Annotated in this window: 22 protein-coding genes; 8 read left to right on the top strand and 14 right to left on the bottom strand. The window is 65.4% G+C overall.

The features are described from left to right. Positions 1-119 precede the first annotated feature (119 nt). Positions 120-1058, bottom strand: a complete 939-nt coding sequence (locus CFB34_RS02465) for a LysR substrate-binding domain-containing protein (protein ID WP_027782159.1) — start codon at positions 1056-1058, stop codon at positions 120-122. A gap of 221 nt (positions 1059-1279) precedes the next feature. On the opposite strand from CFB34_RS02465, the gene CFB34_RS02460 reads away from it, so the two are divergent. Next, positions 1280-2155, top strand: coding sequence for a LysR substrate-binding domain-containing protein (locus CFB34_RS02460; RefSeq protein ID WP_089443492.1), 876 nt, complete (start codon positions 1280-1282; stop codon positions 2153-2155). A gap of 170 nt (positions 2156-2325) precedes the next feature. On the opposite strand, the gene CFB34_RS02455 is transcribed toward CFB34_RS02460, so the two are convergent. From CFB34_RS02455 to CFB34_RS02445, 3 genes are all read right to left on the bottom strand, one after another. Then, complete coding sequence (locus CFB34_RS02455; protein ID WP_089443491.1) at positions 2326-2679, bottom strand: hypothetical protein; 354 nt, start codon at positions 2677-2679, stop codon at positions 2326-2328. Continuing rightward, positions 2676-3446, bottom strand: a complete 771-nt coding sequence (locus tag CFB34_RS02450; RefSeq protein ID WP_242808548.1) for a hypothetical protein — start codon at positions 3444-3446, stop codon at positions 2676-2678. The genes CFB34_RS02455 and CFB34_RS02450 overlap by 4 nt, the downstream gene beginning before the upstream one ends. Positions 3447-3509: 63 nt before the next feature. Next, positions 3510-4229 (bottom strand): hypothetical protein, encoded by a 720-nt coding sequence (locus CFB34_RS02445; protein ID WP_089443489.1) that lies wholly within the window; start codon positions 4227-4229, stop codon positions 3510-3512. 229 nt (positions 4230-4458) lie between these two features. Between CFB34_RS02445 and CFB34_RS02440 the strand changes: the two genes are divergently transcribed. Both CFB34_RS02440 and CFB34_RS02435 read left to right on the top strand, forming a co-directional pair. Beyond that, positions 4459-4716, top strand: a complete 258-nt coding sequence (locus tag CFB34_RS02440) for a type II toxin-antitoxin system ParD family antitoxin (protein ID WP_089443488.1) — start codon at positions 4459-4461, stop codon at positions 4714-4716. Beyond that, positions 4713-5012, top strand: coding sequence for a type II toxin-antitoxin system RelE/ParE family toxin (locus tag CFB34_RS02435; RefSeq protein WP_179243760.1), 300 nt, complete (start codon positions 4713-4715; stop codon positions 5010-5012). The genes CFB34_RS02440 and CFB34_RS02435 overlap by 4 nt, the downstream gene beginning before the upstream one ends. 161 nt (positions 5013-5173) lie before the next feature. Here CFB34_RS02435 and CFB34_RS02430 read toward each other — a convergent pair whose 3' ends face one another. The 4 genes from CFB34_RS02430 to fae form a co-directional block, all read right to left on the bottom strand. Beyond that, positions 5174-6508, bottom strand: coding sequence for an MFS transporter (locus tag CFB34_RS02430; protein ID WP_242808630.1), 1335 nt, complete (start codon positions 6506-6508; stop codon positions 5174-5176). A gap of 174 nt (positions 6509-6682) precedes the next feature. Further along, the gene (locus tag CFB34_RS02425; protein WP_089443485.1) at positions 6683-8134 is read right to left on the bottom strand and encodes an NAD-dependent succinate-semialdehyde dehydrogenase; all 1452 of its coding nucleotides are present in this window, start codon (positions 8132-8134) and stop codon (positions 6683-6685) included. 61 nt (positions 8135-8195) lie between these two features. After that, positions 8196-9218, bottom strand: a complete 1023-nt coding sequence (locus tag CFB34_RS02420; protein WP_039369873.1) for an aldo/keto reductase — start codon at positions 9216-9218, stop codon at positions 8196-8198. Between the two features lie 48 nt (positions 9219-9266). Beyond that, entirely contained in the window at positions 9267-9791 is a 525-nt protein-coding gene (gene fae, locus CFB34_RS02415) for a formaldehyde-activating enzyme (RefSeq protein WP_011356415.1), read from the bottom strand. 324 nt (positions 9792-10115) lie between these two features. On the opposite strand from fae, the gene CFB34_RS02410 reads away from it, so the two are divergent. From CFB34_RS02410 to CFB34_RS02400, 3 genes are all read left to right on the top strand, one after another. Then, on the top strand, positions 10116-11036 hold the full coding sequence (locus tag CFB34_RS02410) for a LysR family transcriptional regulator (protein WP_089443484.1): 921 nt from the start codon (positions 10116-10118) through the stop codon (positions 11034-11036). Between the two features lie 242 nt (positions 11037-11278). After that, complete coding sequence (locus CFB34_RS02405; RefSeq protein ID WP_089443483.1) at positions 11279-11629, top strand: hypothetical protein; 351 nt, start codon at positions 11279-11281, stop codon at positions 11627-11629. A gap of 141 nt (positions 11630-11770) precedes the next feature. Continuing rightward, positions 11771-12331 (top strand): hypothetical protein, encoded by a 561-nt coding sequence (locus tag CFB34_RS02400; RefSeq protein ID WP_089443482.1) that lies wholly within the window; start codon positions 11771-11773, stop codon positions 12329-12331. Here the strand turns inward: CFB34_RS02400 and CFB34_RS02395 are convergent, their stop codons facing one another. Next, complete coding sequence (locus CFB34_RS02395) at positions 12332-13207, bottom strand: LysR family transcriptional regulator (RefSeq protein ID WP_089428468.1); 876 nt, start codon at positions 13205-13207, stop codon at positions 12332-12334. A 161-nt stretch (positions 13208-13368) separates the two neighbouring features. On the opposite strand from CFB34_RS02395, the gene CFB34_RS02390 reads away from it, so the two are divergent. Both CFB34_RS02390 and CFB34_RS02385 read left to right on the top strand, forming a co-directional pair. Beyond that, positions 13369-14688, top strand: a complete 1320-nt coding sequence (locus CFB34_RS02390) for a DUF3422 domain-containing protein (protein ID WP_089443481.1) — start codon at positions 13369-13371, stop codon at positions 14686-14688. Between the two features lie 34 nt (positions 14689-14722). Next, the gene (locus CFB34_RS02385) at positions 14723-14926 is read left to right on the top strand and encodes a hypothetical protein (protein ID WP_089443763.1); all 204 of its coding nucleotides are present in this window, start codon (positions 14723-14725) and stop codon (positions 14924-14926) included. A 75-nt stretch (positions 14927-15001) separates the two neighbouring features. Here CFB34_RS02385 and CFB34_RS02380 read toward each other — a convergent pair whose 3' ends face one another. Genes CFB34_RS02380 through CFB34_RS02360 form a run of 5 tightly spaced genes read right to left on the bottom strand, consistent with a single transcriptional unit; the run spans position 15002 to position 21594 of the window. Beyond that, positions 15002-17011 (bottom strand): DUF2235 domain-containing protein, encoded by a 2010-nt coding sequence (locus CFB34_RS02380; RefSeq protein WP_089443480.1) that lies wholly within the window; start codon positions 17009-17011, stop codon positions 15002-15004. Between the two features lie 15 nt (positions 17012-17026). After that, the gene (locus tag CFB34_RS02375) at positions 17027-17482 is read right to left on the bottom strand and encodes a DUF3304 domain-containing protein (protein ID WP_089443479.1); all 456 of its coding nucleotides are present in this window, start codon (positions 17480-17482) and stop codon (positions 17027-17029) included. Positions 17483-17499: 17 nt separating this feature from the next. Beyond that, positions 17500-17955, bottom strand: a complete 456-nt coding sequence (locus tag CFB34_RS02370; protein ID WP_242808547.1) for a DUF3304 domain-containing protein — start codon at positions 17953-17955, stop codon at positions 17500-17502. A gap of 40 nt (positions 17956-17995) precedes the next feature. Beyond that, positions 17996-19045 carry a DUF4123 domain-containing protein gene (locus CFB34_RS02365; RefSeq protein ID WP_089443478.1) on the bottom strand — a complete coding sequence of 350 codons (1050 nt, stop codon included), beginning with the start codon at positions 19043-19045 and terminating at the stop codon, positions 17996-17998. Further along, positions 19042-21594, bottom strand: coding sequence for a type VI secretion system Vgr family protein (locus CFB34_RS02360; protein ID WP_089443477.1), 2553 nt, complete (start codon positions 21592-21594; stop codon positions 19042-19044). The genes CFB34_RS02365 and CFB34_RS02360 overlap by 4 nt, the downstream gene beginning before the upstream one ends. Positions 21595-21681 lie beyond the last annotated feature (87 nt).

The following is a 21681-nucleotide window of genomic DNA, read 5'->3' as shown; positions in this document are numbered from 1 at the left end:
GTGGTGATGGCGGGACGGGAAGCGGGCGGAGGGCTGTCGTATTTTCCGACTGGTCCGAGTGCGGACGGGCGTGGAAGCCGGTAAGGTGTCGCCCGCGGCGGTGGGTGGCGGGGCGCGCGCTAGGCCAGCGGCACTTGCGGCAGCGGCGACGACGGTTCGAGATGGCGCTTCGCGAGCCACACTTCCTGCTGCAGCCAGTCGCGGAACTGGACGATGTGCGGCAGGTTCGTCTGCTCGGGCCGCGTGACGAACCAGTACGACTGGTGGCCGTCGACGTGCACGTTGAGCACCTGCATCAGTTGCCCGGCCGCGAGTTCGCGCGCGACCATGTGGCGGTCTGCGATCGTGATGCCGAGGCCGTCGATCGCCGCGCGGATCGCATGGTCGAGCAGGTCGAACTCGTAGCCGCCGCGCGTGTCGACGTCGGCGATGCCGGCTGCTTTCAGCCAGTGCTGCCAGGTCAGGTAGCGCTGGTCGTCGGTGGCGAGCACGTGCAGCAGCGTGAAGCGGTTCAGGTCGATCGGCGCGCCGTCCTGCCGCAGCCGCGCATACAGCGCGGGCGCGCAGACGGCGATATGCTGCTCCTGCATCAGCAGCGCGTTGTCGAAGCCGTCCCATTCGCCGTCGCCGAACCGGATCGCGCAGTCGAGCACGCGCGATTCGCCGAGGCTGTCGTGGATGCGGGTCGTGAGGCTCAGCTCGAATTCGGGATGCGCGTCGCGCAGCCGGCCGAGGCGCGGCATCAGCCAGCGCGCGGCGAAGGTGGGCGGCACGTTCGCGCGCAGGCGGTTCAGGTGGGTTTTTTCCTGCAGGCTGCGCACGGTCAGCTCGATCTTGTCGAACGACTGCTGGAGCGCGCGCAGCAGCACGCGGCCGGCCGCGGTCAGTTCGAGCTGGTGATGGCGGCGCTCGAGCAAAGTTTCGCCGAGCTGGCCCTCGAGCTGGCGAACCTGGCGGCTCACCGCGCTCTGCGTCACGTTGAGCAGTTCGGCCGCGCGCGTGAAGCTGCCGGTGCGGCCGGCCATCTCGAAGGCTTTCAGCGCATTCAGCGCCGGCATCTTGCGTCTCACGGGGCGGTGTCGTGTGGGGTGCGGGATGCTTATTGTAGGCGGGTGGCGCGGGCGCGGCGACGCTGAATGAGGGCGGCGGCGGGCGCGGGGTTTTATGGGATGGCGGCTGGCGTGCCTTGTCGCGACAAGGCTGCCCGCAGGAGGGCCGGCGCTGCCGGCCGGCAACGACACGAACGATACGAACGATATGAACGAAGGGGACACACATCATGCGACGCCTGCCATCGTTGATCGCATTGCGATTTTTCGAGGAGACCGCGCGTCACCTGAGCTTCAACCGCGCGGCGGTCTCGCTGTGCGTGACGCAAGGGGCGGTGAGCCGGCAGATCCGGCTGCTCGAGGAAGCGCTCGGCACGCGGCTGTTCGAACGCGATCACAAGGGCGTGCGCCTGACCGATGCCGGCGAGCGCTTGCTGCCGTTCATCGGGCAGGCGTTCGACACGATCGAACGGGGTGTTGGCGAAATCGCCGCCACGCGGCCGGGTGCGAAGCGGCGGCTGACGGTGTCGCTGCCGCCGACGTTCGCGACGCAGTGGTTTTCGCCGCGGCTCGGCACGCTCGCGGAGGCGCTGCCCGACGTCGAGCTGTCGATCCGCACGGAGCCGGATGACGATTGCCATTGCCACATCCGCTTCGGGCGCGCGGCGCGCGCCGGGATGCAGTCGGAGCTGCTGATGATGGAGCGGCATGCGCTCGTCGGCGCGCCGCGCTATCGCGGCGATGCGCTCGACGTGCTGCTCGGCCGGTTGCCGTCGCTGCATGTGCTGCACGAAGGCAAGCGCCTGACGCTGTGGGCCGACTGGTGCGAACAGGCGGGCGTACCGCCGGCGCGGATCGGCGACGGCATCGAGTTTTCGACGCTCGAACAGGCGATCCGCGCGGCGCGCAAGGGCGCGGGGCTCGCGGTGGTCGACCTCAACATGATCGAGGAGGAGATCGGCGAGGGCAGCCTCGTGCGGCTGTCGCCGGTGCAGCCGATCGGGCCGTTCGGGTATTGGCTCGATGTCGAGCCGGAGAGTGTGGCGGTCGAGCCGGTGGTCGCGTTTGCTGCGTGGTTGCGGGAGCAGTCGGGGAGAAGGGGGTAGGGCGGCCTCGTTGCTGAGACGCGGCTGATCTTTCCGTGGAAACAATCGGATCAGTCCGCGCCGGTCGTGTCGTGTTTCCTGCCTGGATGTCTGTCAAAGATCGTTACGAGCTGAAGACTGGCTAGATCGTCGTTGAAGCGAGCCGTGCGGTTGCGCTCCATTGCCGCGGGTTACAGGTCGGGATCCTGTCCGAAGTGCATGAGTGTTTCCCGGCGACAGCGGGCTTCGGCATCGGCCATCGAGATGATCTGCAACGTGCTCTTCGAGTGATCGATCGGTCCGACGTCGAAGACTTTTCTTTGTGGCGGTGATACCGGCTTGCCGGCCGGTTGCGCGGGGTATTCGGCGGCAGATGTCAGCGCCGCCGGCGCTTGACCCTGATGGCGTGCGTTCGCGACGAGTTCGCCGATGAGCAGCCGGATTTCCGAAAGACGAATGGGGCGATTCTCGTTCGTCGTGCGGCTGCGCCTGGCAATTTGCTTCGCGGAACGGAAGCCCGTGATCGGATGGTGCTTTAGGGTCATTCGTAAATTCCTTTTTCGATCAGGTATTGCTGCAGCGTCAGCACTGAATGGGCATGCGGGGCAACCTCGAATGTCATCCAGCGATGCGACCCGGCGACGCGCCAGAAATCCCGCCCGAATCGCGTTGCGTAGAGTGCACGTAGCGACCGAAGCGACCGGTCAGCCAGCCCGACCGGATATCCGGGGAAATACTGGAACAGCGCAGCCTCGTCACCGTGCCGATCCGGAATGGGCGCATCGAAACCGAACCTGGGCCATGCGTAGTATCCGGAGAGCCGCGGCCCGCCGGGTTCCGGCGCGGCTTTGCGACCGCCTATCCCGAACGCGCTGATCCGGGCAATCTTCAACCTATCGCACGCTCTAACGATTCGCCATAGCATCGCTGCACCGAGTCCGGCGACAGCGTTATCGACAAGATCGACGGATCCCAATTCGAGTACGGACGAGTCCCGGGTTTGAAGCACGGAGACGCGATTCTCCGATCGGATCAATGTCGGATGCGTGACGGCGAACGTCAGCCTGTCCGTGCTGTCGAGATAGGCTTGAATGTCCGATCCGGCAGGCGCGCCGCACAACGCAACGAGCAGTTCGTCGGGGATGTTGCCGCTCACCCCGAGCAACGCGGAAATATCGAGATCGTTTCGATCGACCGTGAGCCGATCGTCGAAGTACGTCGTCTCGTACGGCAGGACATGACCGAGATCGACAGGTTGAGCAGGTATGGCTTCCGGCAATGAATGGGAAGCCTCCAGCATATCGGCGCTCATCCGGCGGGCAGAGTCCGCCAAACGGCCAATCACGAGGCAGCGCGACCGCCCGTCCCGCCCGCCCTACGACCAGTCGAACGTCAGCAGTGCCACGCGGCTGGCCGGCTCGTAAAACAGGAGAATCGAGTCCGCGCCCATCGCGCGGTATTCCCAGCCGGTGACGCGGGCGACGAAGCGAAAGCGCGCACCGTCCGGGCCGATCGGCCGGATGTCGTCGGGATTGCGGTCGTCGACCGGAAAATCCGACGCGCCCGACCAGTTGCCCCAGCCGACCGATCCGCCGAGCTGGTCGATCAGGTTGCACGGCTTTTCCTGGCTGAAATCGCGCTCGTCCGGCGCGTACTGGTTGGACGAGTAGAGCACGCCGTATTCGGCGAACCGCTTGCGCGCGGTTTCGAGGCTGGCCTGCTGCTCGGCGTAGTGCGCCTCCAGTTCCGCGCGATAGCCCGCGTCGTGCGCGCCGGGCGGGTTTTCCAGATAGAAGTAGCGCGGGTCGCCCAGCAGCGTGTAGCGGTTGTTCTCGTCGAGCCGGAACCCGATCCAGTTCGCGCGCAGATAGTCGTTGTGATACGCGGCCGTGTCCTGCCCGACGAGCCCGTCGTACGGCTCGACGGGGCTGAGCAGGTGGATCCAGCCCTCCCACGACGGATTGACCGTCGACAAGTCGATCGATATCAGCGGATGCAGGTGGCGCGCGAGTGCGGCGTTGGACTCGGCAAAGACGTCGGCGTCTGGCGGGTAGACCTTCAGGCCAGGTTGTGGCGTGACGATGTCTTCAATCATGATCGCTGCTCGCACGGTGAGGGTCCGGTAAGGCTACACGAATGCGCACGAAAACCGGATGAAGGTCCGGCGCCAGAGCAGCCTGCCTGAAGCGCGTCCCGTTCCGTCCATCCGCCCGATCGGCACGTCGAAAGCAATCGCGCCAATCCTTTGGAGCGCGTCTTCTTGATAATAGTTGATAAAGTGAATACGCTCGACGGATCGAATTCAATCCGGTCGGGAGGTCGGCATGATCAGTGCGGAACTGGGCCAGCAGCTGGAAGCGTACGTCGCGAAGCTGGTCGAATCGGGGCGCTACGGATCCAAGAGCGAAGTGCTTCGCGAAGGTGTACGCCTCATCCAGGATCGCGAGGCACAGCTGAACGCGCTGGACGCGGTGATCGCGCGCAGCCTGTCCGATGCGGAAGGCGGACACAGCGCCGACGTAGCGGAAGTCTTCGATCGTCTCGAGGCGAAGTATCGGGCCCAGGCGGATCGGCAGGCCTGACCGTGCGCCTGTCCGATTTTGCGATTGCCGAACTCGAAGCGATCGCCGATTGCATTGCACGCGACAACCCGCAACGCGCCGTAACGTTCGTGCGGGAGATTCGCGATCAATGCCTGAGCCTGGCCGCGATGCCGCTGGCGTTTCCGCTGGTGCCGCGCTACGAGCGTCACGGCGTGCGGCACCGCGTGTACGGCAACTACCAGATCTTCTATCGGGTCGTGGGCGATCCGCCTGCGCGGATCGACATTCTTCACGTCCTGCACGGCGCGCGGGACTACGCGTCGATCCTGTTCTGAGCGAACGTGCGCATCGCATCGCGTCCGAAATGAGCGAACCCGGCCGCGGCCGGGTTCGTCCGAATCGAGCGCAGCATCGCCGCGGCGTATCAGCGGCTCGTCGACACGAAAGCCTCGATCGAGCACGACGAAGCAGGCGGTCACACAAGCCGCCACCATGATCAATGCCCCGACGCCTCCTCCAGCGTCAGGTGCTTCGTCTCCGGCGCCCACGCGATCGACACGATCATCCCCACCAGCAGCACGCCCGCGAGCGCGAACATCGTCGCGTGAAAGCCGAGCGTCGCGATGCCGACCGGCAGCAGGAACGTGCCGATCGCCGAGCCGAGCCGGCTGCACGCGATCGCGAGCCCCACGCCGCTCGCGCGCACTTCGGTCGGGAAGCACTCGGGCGGGAACACGCCCACGAGGTTGCTGAACGCCGACATCGTCAGCGTGAAGATCGCGAACGCGACGATCATCGCGACGGCCGCCGACGACGGCAGCACCGCCAGCGCGACGAGCGACGCGCACGTCACCGCGAACGAGCCGATCAGGAAGCCGCGCCGCGACAGCCGGATCGTCAGCCAGATGCCGATCAGCGCGCCCAGCACCAGGAAGCCGTTCAGCAGCAGGTCCGCGCCGAAACCTTCGGCAAGGCCGATCGTCTTCAGGATCGTCGGCAGGAACGTGTAGATCGCGAAATACGGAATCACGAGGCACACGAAAAACGCGCAGTTGAACATCGTGCGGCGGATCAGGTCACGCCGGAACAGCCGCGCGAAGCCGCCATGCGCATGCGGCTCGGTCGAACCGTCGAGCATCACGTGCGGCCCGAAATGCTTCGCGACGATCGCACGCGCTTCCTTCTCCCGGCCCTTGCCGAGCAGCCAGCGCGGCGATTCGGGCGTGCCGATCCGCAGCACCAGCACGATCAGCGCGGGCAACGCCGCCGACGCGAGCAGCCAGCGCCACGCGTCGGGCGTGACGTCGCTGTACGCGAGGCCGAGCACGTTCGCGGCGACATAGCCAATCGTCCAGATCACGCTGAACGAACCGAGCAGCGCGCCGCGATGCTTGCGCGGCGAGAATTCGGCGAGGATCGCATGGCCGACCGTGAAATCGCCGCCCATCCCGAAGCCGATCAGCACGCGCAGCACACATAGTTCGAGCGGCGACGTGACGAAGAACTGCGCGAAAGCGGCCGCCGTGATGATCACGAAGCTCGTCAGGAAGATTTTCTGCCGGCCCATCCGGTCGGACAGCCAGCCGAACACGAGGCTGCCGAAGAAGATGCCGATCAGCGCGGAGCTGCCGATCATCCCCATCCAGAACGCGTCGATCGGCATCTGCCGGCCGAGCGCGGCGAGCGCGTAGCCGATCGTGCCGAGCGTGTAGCCCTCGGTGAAATGCGCGCCGAACGTCAGGCCGGCGATCTTCACGTGGAAGCGGTTGAGCGGCACGTCGTCGAGCGCGACGGGGCGGTGCGGCGCATCGGCGCCACGCGACAGCGGCAACGCGCGTGCGGTGCCGGATTGAACGTTGGCTTGAGTCAAGCTGCCTCCTGGATTGTTATCGGGCGCGCAGCGGCGCGCGCAGGCTGAGCACCGCTGCGCGTGCCGTGCAGGGCGCCGCGCGGCCGGACGGCGCGCGGCGCGGGTCGGCCGCGGGGAGCGGCCGGCGGTCAGCGGTCAGCGCCCAAGGCCGGCCATCAGCGTGTACTTGAGTTCCACGTACTCGTCGAGGCCGTACTTCGAGCCTTCGCGGCCGAGCCCCGATTGCTTGACGCCGCCGAACGGCGCGACTTCCGTCGAGATGATCCCGTCGTTGACGCCGACCATCCCGCTCTCCAGCGCACCCGACACGCGCCATGCTCGGCCGAGGTCGCGCGTGTAGAAGTACGCGGACAGCCCGAACGGCGTGTCGTTGGCCGCGGCCACGGCCTCTTCCTCGGTCGCGAAGCGGAAGCAGCCGGCGACGGGGCCGAAGGTTTCCTCTTCGGCGATCAGCATGTCGGCCGTCATGCCCGTCAGCACGGTCGGCTCGTAGAACGTGCCGCCGAGCGCGTGACGCTTGCCGCCGGTGAGCGCGTGCGCGCCCTTCGAGGTGGCGTCGGCCACATGCCGCTCGACCTTGCCGAGCGCTGCCTCGTTGATCAGCGGCCCCTGGTCGACTTCACCCGCGAGCGCGTTGCCGACGCGCAGCTTGCGCACGGCCTCCGCGAGCTTGCGCGTGAACGCGTCGTACACGCCGTCCTGCACCAGGAAACGGTTCACGCACACGCAGGTCTGGCCCGTGTTGCGGAACTTCGACGCGATCGCGCCTTCGACCGCCGCATCGAGATCGGCATCGTCGAACACGATGAACGGCGCGTTGCCGCCGAGTTCGAGCGACAGCTTCTTCAGCGTGTCGGCCGACTGCTTCGCGAGCAGCTTGCCGACCCGCGTCGAACCGGTGAACGACAGCTTGCGCACGACGGACGAACTCGTCAGCGTCTCGCCGATCGCGACCGCGTCGCCCGACACCACGTTGAACACGCCGGCCGGCACGCCCGCGCGCTCGGCGAGCACCGCGAGCGCGAACGCCGACAGCGGCGTTTCCTCGGACGGCTTCAGCACCATCGTGCAGCCGGCCGCAAGCGCGGGGCCGGCCTTGCGCGTGATCATCGCCAGCGGGAAATTCCACGGCGTGATCGCCGCGACCACGCCGACCGGCTCGCGCGTGACGACGATCTGCGCGTTCGGCTTCGGGCTCGGGATCACGTCGCCGTACATGCGCTTCGCTTCTTCCGCGAACCATTCGAGAAAGCTCGCCGCATACGCGACTTCGCCACGCGCTTCCGCGAGCGGCTTGCCTTGCTCGCGCGTCAGCAGCTCGGCGAGCGCGTCGCGGTTGTCGAGCATCAGCTCGCCCCAACGCTTCACGCGGGCGCCGCGTTCCTTTGCGGTCAGTGCGCGCCACGCCGGCAACGCGTGGGCTGCCGCATCGATTGCGCGTTGCGTGTCGTCGGCGCCGCCTTTCGCGACCTTCGCGATCGTCTCGCCGGTCGCCGGGTTCAGCACCGGATAGGTTGCATCGCTCGCGCCATGCGATTCGTGCCATTCACCGCCGATGAAATGGCCGGTCCTCAGAAATTCGTTCATCGTGTGTCGTTCCTTCAGTGCCTCGGAGCTTCGTGCATCAGTGCGTCAGTGCATCAGTGCTTCAGTCCGTCGCGAAGCTGCCCTGCGCCGGACGCGATTCGCGCGCGATGCGCTTGCCGGCCGTGTAGTCGTTGATCAGGTCGCACGGCGTGTAGTTGCGTTCCAGCTCGTGCAGCTCTTCGTCGGTGAGCTGCGTTTCGAGCGCGCCGAGCGCGCTGTCGAACTGCGCGACGGAATCCGCGCCGACCAGCATGCTCGCGATGCCGGGGCGGCTCAGCACCCATGCCTGCGCGATCTGCGCGGGCGGCACGCCGCGGCGCTTCGCGACCTTCGCGACCGATGCCGCGATCGCGAGCGACGACGCATCGCCGTACATCTGCGCGGTGAAGAAGTCGGTCTGGTTGCGCGTCGATTGCGGCTCGCAGGTGAGCAGGCCGCGCGCGAGCGGGCTGAACACCGATACGCCGACGCCCTGGTCGATGCAGTACGGCACCATCTCGCGCTCTTCCTCGCGATATGCGAGGTTCAGCTGCAGCTGCATGTTGATCGGCTTGTCCCAGCCGTTTCGTTCGCAGGCCTGCATGATCTTCGCGAACTGCCACGTGTACATCGTCGACACGCCGATATAGCGCGCCTTGCCCGCGCGCACGATGTCGTGCAGCGTGCTCATCGTTTCCTCGACGGGCGTGTTCACGTCGAAGAAATGCAGCATGAAGATGTCGACGTAATCCATCCCGAGGCGCTTCAGCGACCCGTCGATGCCGTCGAGCACGTGCTTGCGCGAATGGCCGCCCGCGTTCGGATAGCTGCCCATGTCGTAGCCGACCTTGGTCGTCACGACGAGCTCTTCCCGACGCGCGTTGCGCTTCAGGATGCGGCCGACCACTTCCTCGCCGACGCCCGTCGAATAGAAATCCGCGAGATCGATGAAGTTCACGCCGGCGTCGAGCGCGCGGCGCACGATCGGCTCGCTCTGCGCTTCGTCGAAGATCCAGGGCTTCCATTCGGGGGTGCCCATGTTCATCGTGCCGAGACACAGGCGGGACACCTTCAGGCCGGACTGGCCGAGGCGGACGTATTCCATGTTTCCTCCAGATGCGGCCGTCCGTCGCGCGTCGGCCGCTTGTCGTCGTCAGTTTTTCTTCGGGGTGTAGAACGGGTTCGACACGTCGCGGGCGGCGGCGAACACCGCGTCGCGATGCGGCAGCCCTTCCATCGCGGCGACGATCGCGTTGCGGCACGCGCGGTAGTTGTTCTCGAACACGGCGTCGAGATCGTCGGTCTGCGGGTTCACCCAGTTCGCCGACACGACGACCCAGTCGTTCTCCGCTTCGGGCGGCAGCGTGCCGTTCTCGAGCGCTTCGGCCACGGCCTTCGCGATGCCGGCCTGCGACGCGCCCCACGTGGCATTGCCGTGGAAATCGCTGGCGATCTGCGCCTTGTTCACGTACAGCGTCAGCGGCTTGGTCGGCACGCCCGGCTGCGCGATCACGACGAACGGCGCATGGCCGGCCGACGGTGTCGCGAGTGCGGTGGCGAACGCCTGGCCCGCCGGGCCATTGCGCGGGCCGACCAGCACGTTGATGTGCGCGAGGTTGACGCCGGGGCCTTCGAAGCCTTCGCCGATGTAAAGCTGCCTGGGTTGGGATGCGGTCATTGCGGTGTCTCGTCGATGAGGTGGGGTGAGGCGATTGTGGTGGGCCGCGATGCGGCCGGTGAATCGATGTTTTCTGATCGGGCCATGAGTTTTCGTCGTCTCCGGGAAAGCCCTGAAGCCGGCACGCGCATGCCCGCCGGGCGGGCCTCGGCCGGTGTCGTCACGGCGGGCGGGGCGGGATCGGCGGGTGGGCATGCGCGTGCCGGCTCCGGGTTTGTCATACACGGGCAGGGGTTGGAGGGCCGAGCGCATCTGGACAACAATCGGCGTACTCCGAGCCCTATCTTTCGTCCTCCCTTCTTTTTTCGAAAGCGAGTAATTTCGATGGCTGCCATTCAAAAGCCCGATTGGTCGAAGCTCAGTTCGCTGGATCCGGAACTGATCCGGGCATTCGTCGCGGTCGTCGAAAGCGGTGGCTTCACCGCGGCGGCCCGGCAACTGCATCGCACGCAATCGACGATCAGCCTGCGCATCCGCACGCTCGAGGAACGGCTCGACACGCACCTGTTCATGCGCAACAGCCGGCGGCTCGAGCTGTCGCGCGACGGCGAGAATTTCCTGATCCATGCGCGCCGGATCATCCAGGTGCAGAACGACGCGATCCTCGCGCTGAAGCAGGCGAGCAGCGACCGCGGCGTCGTGCGCTTCGGGTTGCCCGAGGACTACGCGGAGCTGTGGCTGCCCGACCTGCTGAAGTCGTTCTATGCGATGCGGCCGGGCGCGCGCCTGCACGTGCATTGCCGGATGTCGCTCGAACTGCTCGACCGGCTGCAGGCCGGCGAGCTCGACGTGGCGCTCGTCGTGCGGCACGGGCCCGGCGCGGGCGGGCGGGTGCTCGGCCGGCACGATGTCGTGTGGGCCGCGCACCGCGATTTCGCGCTCGACCGCCATGCGTCGGTGCCGCTCGCGCTGTTCCCGGAAACATGCTGCTACCGGCAGCGCGGGCTGCAGGCGCTCGCGACGGCCGACCGGTCGTTTCATGTCGTCTACACGAGCCAGAGCCCGACCGGCATCAAGATCGCGGTGAACCACGGCGCGGCCGTGACGATGATCGACCGCTGCACGCTGCCCGAGAACTGGCGCGTGCTCGACGAGGCGGACGGCTTTCCGTCGCTGCCGGCGGCCGACCTCGAACTGCATCGCTCGCCGGGCATCTGTGATCCGCTGACCGACGATCTGGTGTCGCTGATCGAATCGATGGTCGACGAGCGGCGGCGCGCGTCGCTCGAGGCGTTTGCCGCGTAACGGGAGCAACGCCAAGGCGACCGCGGCGCGGGTGAAGTCGACGCGAGCCGCGGCGCGTGATCGCCGGGCGCGGACGACGGCGCACCGCCGGCCGCCGGTGACGGGTCACCGCCCGGTGATGTGTGATGTGTCCCCCCCCATGCCGTTTTTTGCATCGGCGGGACGTTTTTTTGCACGACGTTTATGTCGTCTCTTCTAAGCTGGGGACGTGTCGAACAGCCGAGACGGCTTCCGTCCGCTCCATGACCTTCATTCGTCCCGTTCCCGCCTTCCACGTCGCTGGCCGCCCGTTACGCGCCGGCGCACCCGACAACGTCATTCCGTTCTCGCCGCCGCGCCCGCGCCTGCAGTTGCCCGTCACGCTGACGGCCGACTCCGGCGAAGCCGCGCACGCCCGCCTCGCGGCACTGCTGCATTCCCCGCTCGGCGTGTACGTCGTCAGCGCGCGCGCCGTGCGCGACGTGGTGCACGTGCACTTCGACATCGCGCCGGAAGACCTCGATTTCACGCTGCACATGCTGATCGCGCAGCAGACCGATGCGGTGATCGGGCCGGTCGCGCGCCGCGTGCGCGTCGGGCCGAACGCGCGGTAAGTCGAGGAACGGTTGTTGCTCGTTCCTGAATGGTTTGTCCGATCCGCCGCCCGGGTGCCGGTCGCCGTGCCGTCCGCCCGCAGGCCGCGGACAGGCGCGCGACATCGCGTGCGCGGCGCCGATCATGAATACGGAGGGGTCATGGGCCTCATGGAAGCAGTACCTGTCGTGCGGCCGGAAAGCCGTCGCGTAAGGACGGCGTCGCTGCCGTCGGGCCAGCAGCTCGCGCGTCAGCTCGTGACGACGGTGCGCGTGGCCGAAGTGCTGCTGCACCAGGCGATCGTCCTGCCCGACCGGCATCAGTGGTCGGTCGACACCGAACGGGTCGACGCGGCCGGCGGGCCGCTCGAGGCGTGGGAAACCTGCGTGACCTGGCGGATCGGCAAAGTGTTCGCGTCGACGATCAGCCCGGCCGCGCGCGTCAACGATCGCGACCAGGTCGCGGTCGAGATCCGGCTCTATTTGCCCGAACAGGACTACGTGGCCGGGCGGCACGTGAACACCTTCGGCCTCCGCCACGGCAACGCGTTCGGCGCGACGCTGTCGGTCGCGGCGGGCGCGCAGTGGGGCTGGCAACGCAAGGAGCACGTCGCGCCGGAACACCGGCACGTGCGCGCCGACACGCTCGAGGCGCTCGTCGATACGGTGGCCGCGAACGTCAACGCGGCGCTGGGCGCGGCCGGGTTCGGCGCGACGCGCTGATCAGGCTTCGCCGGTCTGCCCGGTCTGCCTCTGCAGGTCTTCCATCAGCTGTTCCGCGAGAAAGTCGCACGGCGGCCGCTTCGACTTGGTGCTGCGCGCGAGGATCAGCTCGAGCGGCGGCAGGTCGGGCAGCCCGTGCGAGCGGCCGAGCATCGACAGCTGCGCGGGAATCGCGCAGCGCGCGAGCGGCGCGACGGCCAGGCCGGCCTCGACCATGCTGAGCAGCCCGAGCAGGCTCGGGCTTTCATAGGAGGTGCGGTACGGCACCTTGGCGCGCTCCAGGCTGCGGATCGCGTTCTCGCGCGCGACGCTGCCCGGCATGAACACCGCGATCGGCAGCGGCCGCTCCTCCCACACGCGCGGCCCGTTCGTCATCGCGGCCCACGCCATCGGCTCGTGGCGGATGAAGTCGCCGGACAGCCCCTTGATGCGCGTGCCGCACACGAGATCGACGGTGCCGTCCTTGATCAACGGCGCGAGCGCGCTGCTCGGCAGCCCCATCACCTGGATCTCGACCTTCGGGTAGGTCGCCGAGAATTTCTTCAGGACCGACGGCAGCAGCGACGACGCGTAGTCGTCCGGCACGCCGATCACGACCTTGCCGGTCACTTCCGGCCGTACCACGGCCGCCCAGGCCTCGTCGCGCAGCGCCAGCATTCGTCTGGCGAATCCCAGCAGCACCTCGCCTTCGCGCGTCAGCACGATGCTGCGCGGCTTGCGCACGAACAGCGGCCGCCCGATCGCGTCTTCCAGGCTCTTGATCTGCATGCTCACGGCCGACTGCGAGCGGTTCACGGCCTCGGCGGCGCGGGTCATGTTGCCGGTTTCCGCGACGGCGACGACGGTGGCCAGCACGTCGTGATCAAGCATCTTCATGGGTATCAAAAAAACTGAACGTAACGATCAGCATTATGCGTTTTTATTGTTGCTGTGTGTCTGCCATAGTGCGATCACGCTGGCGTTTCACCCGAGGGTGGCGCGGCGTTCGGGCCGGCCGAGCCGGCGTGCAGCACTGAACAGGAAAGCGTGGTGTCTCGATGATGGACCATCCGTTGCGCGCCGCACTGGCCGCGGAATTGCATGCCCGGCCGTTCCTGCGGCTCGCCGAAGCCGTGTCGCTCACGCATTACGCGATCTACGCGGACGGCCAGCCGGACATCCACGAAACGCTGCTGCACGCGCTGTGCCGCGACACCGGCATCGCCGCGCCACACGAAGGCGCGACGCACTACGCGGTGCAGTCGCCGAGCGGCTGGCACCTGAAGTGGGAACGCCACACCGAATTCTCGACCTTCACGTTCGTCGCGCCGCGTCGCGACACCGGCTATTTCGACGATCTCGCGATCGAAGGCATTCCGGCTGCGTGGTTCGCGCGGCTGGCCGGCATCCGTTTCGTCGCGGTGCGCATGGAGCTGCTGTCGGGCGACGCCGCGCGGCTCGTGTGCGGCGACCTGCGCCGCTGGATCGATGGGCCCGCGCTCGTCGGCAGCAACGTGCTCGGCGGCGGCAAGGTGTTCTGCGACTGGCACGTGCGCGACGACGGCTTCATGCGCTTTCTCGTGGTCGACGAGGATTTCCGCGAAGAGCAGGGCGGCCGGCTGCTGCAGCGCCTGTATGAAATCGAAACGTACCGGATGATGGCGCTGCTCGCGCTGCCCGTCGCGCGCCGGATGAGCCGCGAGCTCGACGAGATCCACGTGGCGCTGCACGCATTGATGCAGCGGATGGACGCGAGCGGCGCGGACGGCGACGACACGGCGCTGCTCGTCAAGCTCACGCATCTCGCGGTGCGGGTCGAATCGCTGTCGGGATCGGGCGCGCGTTTCAGCGCCTCGCGGGCGTACGAAAAGCTCGTGCTGGCACGCATCCACGAGCTGCGCGAGGAGCGCATCGAGGGGATGCCGACGATCGCCGAATTCATGGAGCGCCGCTTCGCGCCGGCGATGGAAACCTGTCGCAGCGTCTGGGCGCGCCACGAGCAGATCGCCGCGCGGATCGCGCGGGCGGTCGACCTGCTGCGCACGCGCGTGAATCTTGCGCAGGAAAAGGACGTGACGCGCCTGCTGGCGGGCATGGAGCGCACCGCGCGCAATCAGCTTCACTTGCAGCACGCCGTTGAAGGGCTGTCGGTGGCGGCCATTTCGTACTACGTGCTGTCGCTCGCGACGGCGGCGTTCAAGGCACTGCATGTGATGAACCTGCCGGTCGATCCCGAGCTGGCGGAAGGCCTGCTGATCGCGCCGGTCGTGTTCGCGGTGATTCACATCACGCGGCGCACGCGCGCGCAGCTGGCGCGATCGGAGGCCGCGCATGACGGCGCGCCCGTGCATGCGGCGGCGTTGAAGCAGGCTGGTTAGAACATCTAAAACACAATCAATGAAAGGAATGGAGATGACTTTTTCGCAGACACAAGCGGGCTATTACAGCGGTTTCGATGCCGCGTTCGACGATCCGGCAATGGATGAGGCCGGTGCGCCGGAAGAGCCGCGCGTGACGTCGTATCAAGCCGTGCTGCAGGAGCCGATGACGTCGCTCGTCGGAAACACGATCGATCGGCCGGACGTCGCGTCGGTGGCGATTCTCGGGTACAACTGACGGGGAATGTGCTCCGCCCGGCTGCGCAGGCAGCGGGCGGGCATGCCGGTTGATGCAGCGGGCGACGGATGTCGCTCAGTCGCCGGAGAGGTCGCCGATCGACGCGCCGTGAGGAATCTGGCCGGACGTGACCTGCTTGACGTATTCGTCCTGCGCGTCTTTGATGTTCTTTGAGATGTTGCCGAGGACTTTTTTCACGTAATCCTTCGCCGTATCTGTCTGACGCGCCACCCAGCCTTTCTCTTCGATTTCGCGAAGCGTCATGAACACGCCGTCGCCGAGCGACACGTTGTTGAGCCGCGTAATCGTGTTGTGCACGAAGTTGTCGAAGAACGCGATCACTTCCGGCGTCAGTTTCGGCGGGTGCACCCATGCGGTCGCCAGTGCGCGCACTGTCTTGTCGGAAATATCGTCGACCGTCCGGCGTTCGCCGAACGTGAACTGCGGGACCTTGGAGTTCGGATCCTGGCTCTTGTAGTACCAGTCTCGGCCTTCGTAGTTCGGCAAGCCGCCGCCATTCGGGAAGACCGCGCTATAGACGTCGGCATCCACGGTATTGATGAACAGGCTGTTGCCAGTGCTTTCGTGTGCAGTGCGATCGTGGACGTAACGCGCCCAGGATACGAACAGCTTCTGGTGCTCGAGAAAATGCGTTTCGAGCGGGCCGTTCGATTTCGGCAGCATCGCGGTATAGGCGGAGAAGAGATCGTTGACGGTCAGGTTCCTGCCGTTAACGTTGACGGTCTTCTGGAAATCGAATTCGCGTGCCACCCTCGGGTTCGTTTGACGAAGTTGAGACAGCGGCTTTAATGGGACGCCGGCTGCCCATGCTCGGTCGAGCATGTTGCGTGCGGATACGCGTGCGAGCTCGGCCGACTTTTGATCGTCGCCTTCTCGAAATCCCCCGCCTACATCCGACTGGCTACCTGGATAAACGATTTCGAGTAAGTTCGCATGGTCGGACGACTTTCTCGGAGAATCCAGGTTCTTGTAAAACCGCAGTTCTGTCGCCGCAACGTGGTGAACGATCGACTTGAATTCTTTCTGGAGGTCGTACTCTCCAAGCGTCTGCTTTGAGAGACTGAGAAACATGCTTAGTCCTTTGATGGAGAAGCTGATGGCTTTCCCTTCAGCTGGCACGACACCTAGGACAGGAGCAACTACTTTAGTGAAAATCGAATCGGCATAAGACGTCGCGACACAATCGAAGAGACCCATGAAGTCGAACTCGACCGGTATCCCCTTGTACGTTACTTTGCCGCCTTCCTGCTTGCATACTTTGCCGATCAGTTCATTTGCGAATTTTCGAGCAAGGATGCCACCGCGATCGTATCCAAAAACCGCAACACGAATGCGCTTGATTTCGCGTGGATCTTTGCTTGCTCGATCGACGTTGGCTTTGAAGTCGGCAATCGCCTGCATGAAGCGGATATTGAAGCCCGTTCCCATATAGCCCGAAGCGTACTCGTTATCGCGTACAGGCTGGATCGAGTCGGCAAGAATGCCCACCCCCACCGGGAGAAGGTCCATGCCGACCTTTTTGAAGGTCACCGACTCCTTAATATTTTGCCGGATGGTCTCGGGCGCTTTATTGATGCCTTCAACGATGGCCGAATGGCCGCGAGCGACTAGCGTTTTGCTCGCCGGGCCATCCAAGGTGCTTTTACCAATACCACTCGCAACTTTCTTGGCCGGATCGGTTATGAACTTCCCTTCGGCCTCTTTGGCCAGGGCGGAAGCTGTATCGCTTGCCGCCTTTCCGACCACCCCGACCGTTTGACCCGACAGATCACGGCCCATGCCTTCGTAGTACATGGCATAGATGCCGAGGCTGTTATCGGTTTCCTCGTGAGCCTGGAACAGGCGAGCGATGTTTGAAAGACGTTCTTTATCTTGAAGACTTTGCGCGAATCCATCGAAGAAAAAACTCTGATAGATCTCTTGATGACAGCGAAAGCACGGGGTGGGTGCCTCCGATGGAAGTTGTCCGCTGACGCTTGCGGCACGTGATGCACGTGATGCACCGGAGCTCTTGTCCGACGAACTGGGTTGAGCGCCTTGGGCGGCTATTGTGTCGTTCGACATGCTTCCCTCGCGAATTTAGTTCGTATTGGGGATATGCGGGTCCGTCGGATAATCGACCCACTGTGCTTCGATTTTTCGATCCGGAAGGAAGTGGAATTCAATATATCCTTGGGATTTGTTCGGTAAAGCTGGTACGGGAATATCCGTTTCATAAACATCGGACGGCAAATTTTTCTTGTATTGGTCCTGGGTCAACTCGTACTCGATCTTGATATGCCAGGTTTTCTTGCCCCGCGGTACGTCCATGCAGCATACGGATTTTCCACCACCGCCGCGTTTATGAGCTGTGGAGCCTCCGGCCCCGAACTCGTCGATCGAGAAACTATAGATGCTTCGGTCGGTATAGTTGTACCCGATGACGTGGTACGGCCCGTAGCTTCCGGTCTGCGCATGCACCCACCACGCCCCGCCAAGCAGCACCACCGCGATGACGACCGGGTTGCGAATGAGGCGGCGAAGAAAATTCAGCATGTCGATGTTCCTGTCATTCAGTTCGTCGTGGACGACGCGTTGCTCGTTGTATTCGGGTTGCGCGGATCGGTCGGGGCTGCCGCCCATCGAGCCTCGATCCTGCGTTCCGGACGAAGGTAGAACTCGATATATCCACCGTGCTTATCGGGAAGCGGGGGAATCGCGATGTCCGTTTCGTAAACGTCGCCAGGCAGGTTCTTTTTGTACTGCTCCTGAGTCAACTCGTACTCGAGTTTGATATGCCAGGTCTTTTTCCCGCGCGGCACTTCCATGCAGCACACGGCTCCCCCGCCGCCGCCCGGTTTGTGCGCGCGCAGGTTGCCAGCCCCGAACCCGTCGATCACGAAGCTATAAATACTCCGATCGGCGAAGTTGTACCCGATCACGCGATACGGCCCGTCACTCTCCGCAAGCGCCAGCGCACCCCACAACCCGCCCGCAGCTACCACGCCGACCGCAACGGCCCGACCCATTCTGCGCTTCCACCCGTTCACCATCCCCATCCCCCGCCGCTCAACCCGTATCGGGCAACGCATCGACCGCCGCTGCTTCGACATCCCGCGATTCACCCGCATACCCCGCCAGCGGATGCGCATCGAGCAACGCGGCCCACACGTCCGCGTCGACGTCCGCGAGCGTTGCCGACAGCGGCGGCGGATGTTCCCCGCGCGCGGCGATTTTCCCGGCGATCGCCGGATGCGCATCGAATGCCGGATGCACGTTCATCCCGACCAGCACGAAATACGCGAGATCGTTCTCGTTCGCGAGCCCGTGCTGTGTCCGTGCCCGCGTGACGAGATCCTTCGCATAACGAATGCCCCATCGACTCGGCACCGCCGACATCGGCGGCAGGAATTCGTCATGCAACTGGAAATACAGCGTCTCCGCGAAACCCTCGCGCGCCAGCGCTTCATACTGTGCATCGGTGAACACGACCGGCGTCGCGGCGGCCGCAGGCAGCGGCCCTTGCTCCTCTCCGACCATGCTCTCCCACGGATCGAACCGGTAGCGCAGTTCGACGAACGTCGCCAGCAGTTCGCGCCGCTGCGGCGCCGTCAGGACCGGCAAAAGGTTCTCGAGAATCGACGGATCGTAGTAACGCAGCAGTGCCTGGCGCGTGTCGGGCAGCGTCGCTTCGGCGAGCGGATGCAGATAGGCAGCGAGGTCCGGCATCGCATGGCCCGTCGCGAGCCACACGACGAGATCCGAATCGCTGCCGGCATTCAGCAGGTCGAGCACCATCGCGCGCGATGCGTCGTCGTCCGCCGTCAGGTCGAGCAGGAACGGGCCGATCTCGGGCCGCGAAGACTCGAGCATCGTGGCCGGATACAGCGACTGCCAGGCGATCCCGCGCCAGCGGGCCGCATCGAGCATCGTGTCGTCCAGCGCACCGTCGACGAGCGCCAGCAGGCGCAGCGGGCGCGCATCCGCGACCTGCCGCGTACGATGCCAGTCGCGCAGGTCGTCGTGCCGTTGCGCGGCGTTCGTGCGCGGCCATTGCGCCGGCAGCGGCAGTGCGCGCGTCAGGTCGTGAAACGGCTTCATCGAGGCGACAGGTGTCATGTGCGGGGCGTGAGTGCGGATTTCATCTTCGCCGCGCTGCGCCGGCATTCCGAGCACACGCCTTCGGGCAGCCGCGGCAGCGGGTAGTCGTTGCTGGCCGGCCCCGAGAAGCTGTGGTTGCCGCCCTTGAAATCCACCTTGCCGGGTGCGTGGATCTCGATGTTGCCGTTGCCGATGCGGATGTAGGCGCCACCGGACGTCAGCAGCAGCGGCTGCTTCGACGCGACGTCGATCTGCCCGGTGGCGGCGACGATCTTCACGGTATTCTGCGCGGTCAGCTCGATGTTGTCGTCGTGCGCACGAATCTCGACCTTGCCCTTGCCGGCGAACAGCTTGATCCCGGCATTCTGCGCGAACAGGCTGACCGACGAGATCACGCTCGCGACGAGCGATTTGCCGACCGCGAGATGGGTACTTTGTCCGCTCACGACGTTGACGTGCCGGTCGGCGACCATCTGCAGCGACTGCTGGCTCGCCATCCCGATGCCGGCCGGGCTGCCGAACAGCATCACGGGCTGCGCGAACGCGTTCGCGTTACCGGTGCCGCCGCCGCCCGTTCGCCCGCCCGACGCTGTGCCGGGCTGGCTTTGCTGGGTCGCGTCGGTGAACGTCTTGAGCGCATCGCGGCCCGGCTTCAGCGTGTCGGCCTGATGCGTCTCGCTCACGTCGGACAGCGATTCGAGCAGACTTTCGGCACCGACGAGCTGTTGCTGCGTTTCGCGCACGTCGAGCGGCTGGCTCGACACGGTCTTGGGATGCGTCGTGACGTACAGGCCCTGGTTCGCGCGCACGGCGCCATACGCATCGGTCTTCAGGTCGAAGCCGCTGCCGACGTACGCGCCGCGTGTGTTGCCGGACTGCTCGATCAGATAACCGACATGCAGCAGGCTGTTTGCCACGCTGCTGTAGAGCTGCGCGCGGTTCTGCCCGGTTGCGTCGTCCATCACGAGCTGGTTGTAGCCACTGCCGCCGTATTCCTTCGAACGGAAGCCGGACAGCAGGCCGTCCGTGTGCCATTGCGGCTTGGTCGCGCCGTTATAGAGCCGGGCGGTGACGATGGGCCGGTCACAGTCGCCGGACATCCAGTTGACCACGACTTCCTCGCCGATGCGCGGAACATGCACGCCGCCGTACCCGCCGCCCGTGTCGGACGACGCGACGCGCAGCCAGCACGACGCGCGCTCGTCGCCTTCGTTCAGGCGATCCCAGTGGAACCGCACCTTGATCCGGTTCAGTTCGTCGGTATGAACCTCCTCGCCCTTCGGTCCCGCGACGGTGGCGGTTTGCAGATGCATCTCGGGCTTCGGATGCTCGAACGGACTGCGGAACGGCACCGTCTGGCGCTGCGCTTCGATTTCGACGAGATAGAAGCCTTCGCTGCCGTCGGCGTGATGCACGGTCATCGCGCCGGCCGTGTCGCCGAGCCGTGCCTTCATCGCGTCGAATTGCGCGGCCAGGCCGTGCGGAAAATGGGACGGCGCGGCCGGAATGTTGTTCCTGATCCACCAGACGGTTTCAATGACGGCGAACCGGTTGCCGTCCTGTTCGGCCGGCGGATGGGCTGGATGGTCGGTCAGCTCGAACACCCGGCCCGCATCGATGCCGCGCATGCCGCCAATACCGTGGAACCGCTTCGCGCGCGATTCCCATTCTTCCATCCGGATGGTCGACTGGCGGTTGCCGTCGCACTGAGCGCCGTATGTATAGGCGCCCGTGTACGTATAGACCTCGGTCTGGTTCGGCAGGTCGCCCTGATCCTGCCGGGTCGGAACGTCGGTGCCTTTGGGATTGAGCGCGGTACCGGGCGATTTGTAGTCGAACGTGCGCGTCGTGTAGTGGCTGCTCTGCAGCGTGCGCGAGCCCGACCACTGGACGAGCGCCTGGGTCTCGTTATCCGAGGCCGCGCGCTGGAACGGCACACGGGCCGGCGCGGCGGCGGGCAGCGCATGGAGCGAATCGGTGATCACCAGCGTATGGTGCGAACCGTCGTCGGCCTGCTCGAAGTAGCCGAACAGGCCTTCATCCTCGAGCAGTCGATGGACGAAATGCCAGTCGTCCTCGAATTGCAGGCAGAACGACCGGTTCCGCAGCGGCGTGGAGAGCGCGAACCGGAACAGGCCGGAGGCTTGCGGATGCTGGTTGAACACGTCGGTCAGGATTTCGTCGGCGGGGCGGTCCTGCCAGATGCGCTGGTCGCGGCGGTACCGCAGGAACCCGAGCCACGACATGAAACGGATCTGGTAAGCGGTGATGCCGCCGTCGAAGCCGAGCCGGCGCGCGGTTTGCACGTAGCCGTGCCACGGCAGATAGGTGTCGCCTTGCTGTTCGATCCACAGCGTGACGGGCTGCGCGATCAGCTTCTTCAGTTCGACATTGTCGCGAGTCGAGACGGCATCGACCGTCAACGTGAATTCGCGGCCCAACCGCGATACGCCGTGCACCGTCTGAGGCAGCAGGACATGCTGGCCCAGCGGTGTATCGAGCTTGAGCAGGCGAGCTTGCTGAAACAGGCCGCCGCTGATCGCGCGAACCAGTTCTTGGGAATTCATCGTCGTGGCCCTCTCGAATCGAGAACGATGAGTAATGGTTACCGGATGACCGGTTTTGTCGTACAAATTCTCTCGATTCGGGATTTT

The organism is Burkholderia sp. HI4860 (assembly GCF_002223045.2).
Classification (GTDB): domain Bacteria; phylum Pseudomonadota; class Gammaproteobacteria; order Burkholderiales; family Burkholderiaceae; genus Burkholderia.
This window is presented reverse-complemented; position numbering and strand designations above follow the sequence as displayed.

Bases quoted from the DNA above. Each gene is read 5' to 3' on its own strand.
- CFB34_RS02420 (WP_039369873.1), bottom strand. From the start codon at position 9,218: ATGGAATACGTCCGCCTCGGCCAGTCCGGCCTGAAGGTGTCCCGCCTG.
- CFB34_RS02455 (WP_089443491.1), bottom strand. From the start codon at position 2,679: ATGACCCTAAAGCACCATCCGATCACGGGCTTCCGTTCCGCGAAGCAA.
- CFB34_RS02370 (WP_242808547.1), bottom strand. From the start codon at position 17,955: ATGGGTCGGGCCGTTGCGGTCGGCGTGGTAGCTGCGGGCGGGTTGTGG.
- CFB34_RS02365 (WP_089443478.1), bottom strand. From the start codon at position 19,045: ATGACACCTGTCGCCTCGATGAAGCCGTTTCACGACCTGACGCGCGCA.
- CFB34_RS02440 (WP_089443488.1), top strand. From the start codon at position 4,459: ATGATCAGTGCGGAACTGGGCCAGCAGCTGGAAGCGTACGTCGCGAAG.
- CFB34_RS02400 (WP_089443482.1), top strand. From the start codon at position 11,771: ATGGGCCTCATGGAAGCAGTACCTGTCGTGCGGCCGGAAAGCCGTCGC.
- CFB34_RS02425 (WP_089443485.1), bottom strand. From the start codon at position 8,134: ATGAACGAATTTCTGAGGACCGGCCATTTCATCGGCGGTGAATGGCAC.
- CFB34_RS02450 (WP_242808548.1), bottom strand. From the start codon at position 3,446: ATGAGCGCCGATATGCTGGAGGCTTCCCATTCATTGCCGGAAGCCATA.
- CFB34_RS02460 (WP_089443492.1), top strand. From the start codon at position 1,280: ATGCGACGCCTGCCATCGTTGATCGCATTGCGATTTTTCGAGGAGACC.
- CFB34_RS02410 (WP_089443484.1), top strand. From the start codon at position 10,116: ATGGCTGCCATTCAAAAGCCCGATTGGTCGAAGCTCAGTTCGCTGGAT.
- fae (WP_011356415.1), bottom strand. From the start codon at position 9,791: ATGACCGCATCCCAACCCAGGCAGCTTTACATCGGCGAAGGCTTCGAA.
- CFB34_RS02360 (WP_089443477.1), bottom strand. From the start codon at position 21,594: ATGAATTCCCAAGAACTGGTTCGCGCGATCAGCGGCGGCCTGTTTCAG.
- CFB34_RS02375 (WP_089443479.1), bottom strand. From the start codon at position 17,482: ATGCTGAATTTTCTTCGCCGCCTCATTCGCAACCCGGTCGTCATCGCG.
- CFB34_RS02380 (WP_089443480.1), bottom strand. From the start codon at position 17,011: ATGTCGAACGACACAATAGCCGCCCAAGGCGCTCAACCCAGTTCGTCG.
- CFB34_RS02390 (WP_089443481.1), top strand. From the start codon at position 13,369: ATGATGGACCATCCGTTGCGCGCCGCACTGGCCGCGGAATTGCATGCC.
- CFB34_RS02465 (WP_027782159.1), bottom strand. From the start codon at position 1,058: ATGCCGGCGCTGAATGCGCTGAAAGCCTTCGAGATGGCCGGCCGCACC.
- CFB34_RS02395 (WP_089428468.1), bottom strand. From the start codon at position 13,207: ATGAAGATGCTTGATCACGACGTGCTGGCCACCGTCGTCGCCGTCGCG.
- CFB34_RS02405 (WP_089443483.1), top strand. From the start codon at position 11,279: ATGACCTTCATTCGTCCCGTTCCCGCCTTCCACGTCGCTGGCCGCCCG.
- CFB34_RS02445 (WP_089443489.1), bottom strand. From the start codon at position 4,229: ATGATTGAAGACATCGTCACGCCACAACCTGGCCTGAAGGTCTACCCG.
- CFB34_RS02385 (WP_089443763.1), top strand. From the start codon at position 14,723: ATGACTTTTTCGCAGACACAAGCGGGCTATTACAGCGGTTTCGATGCC.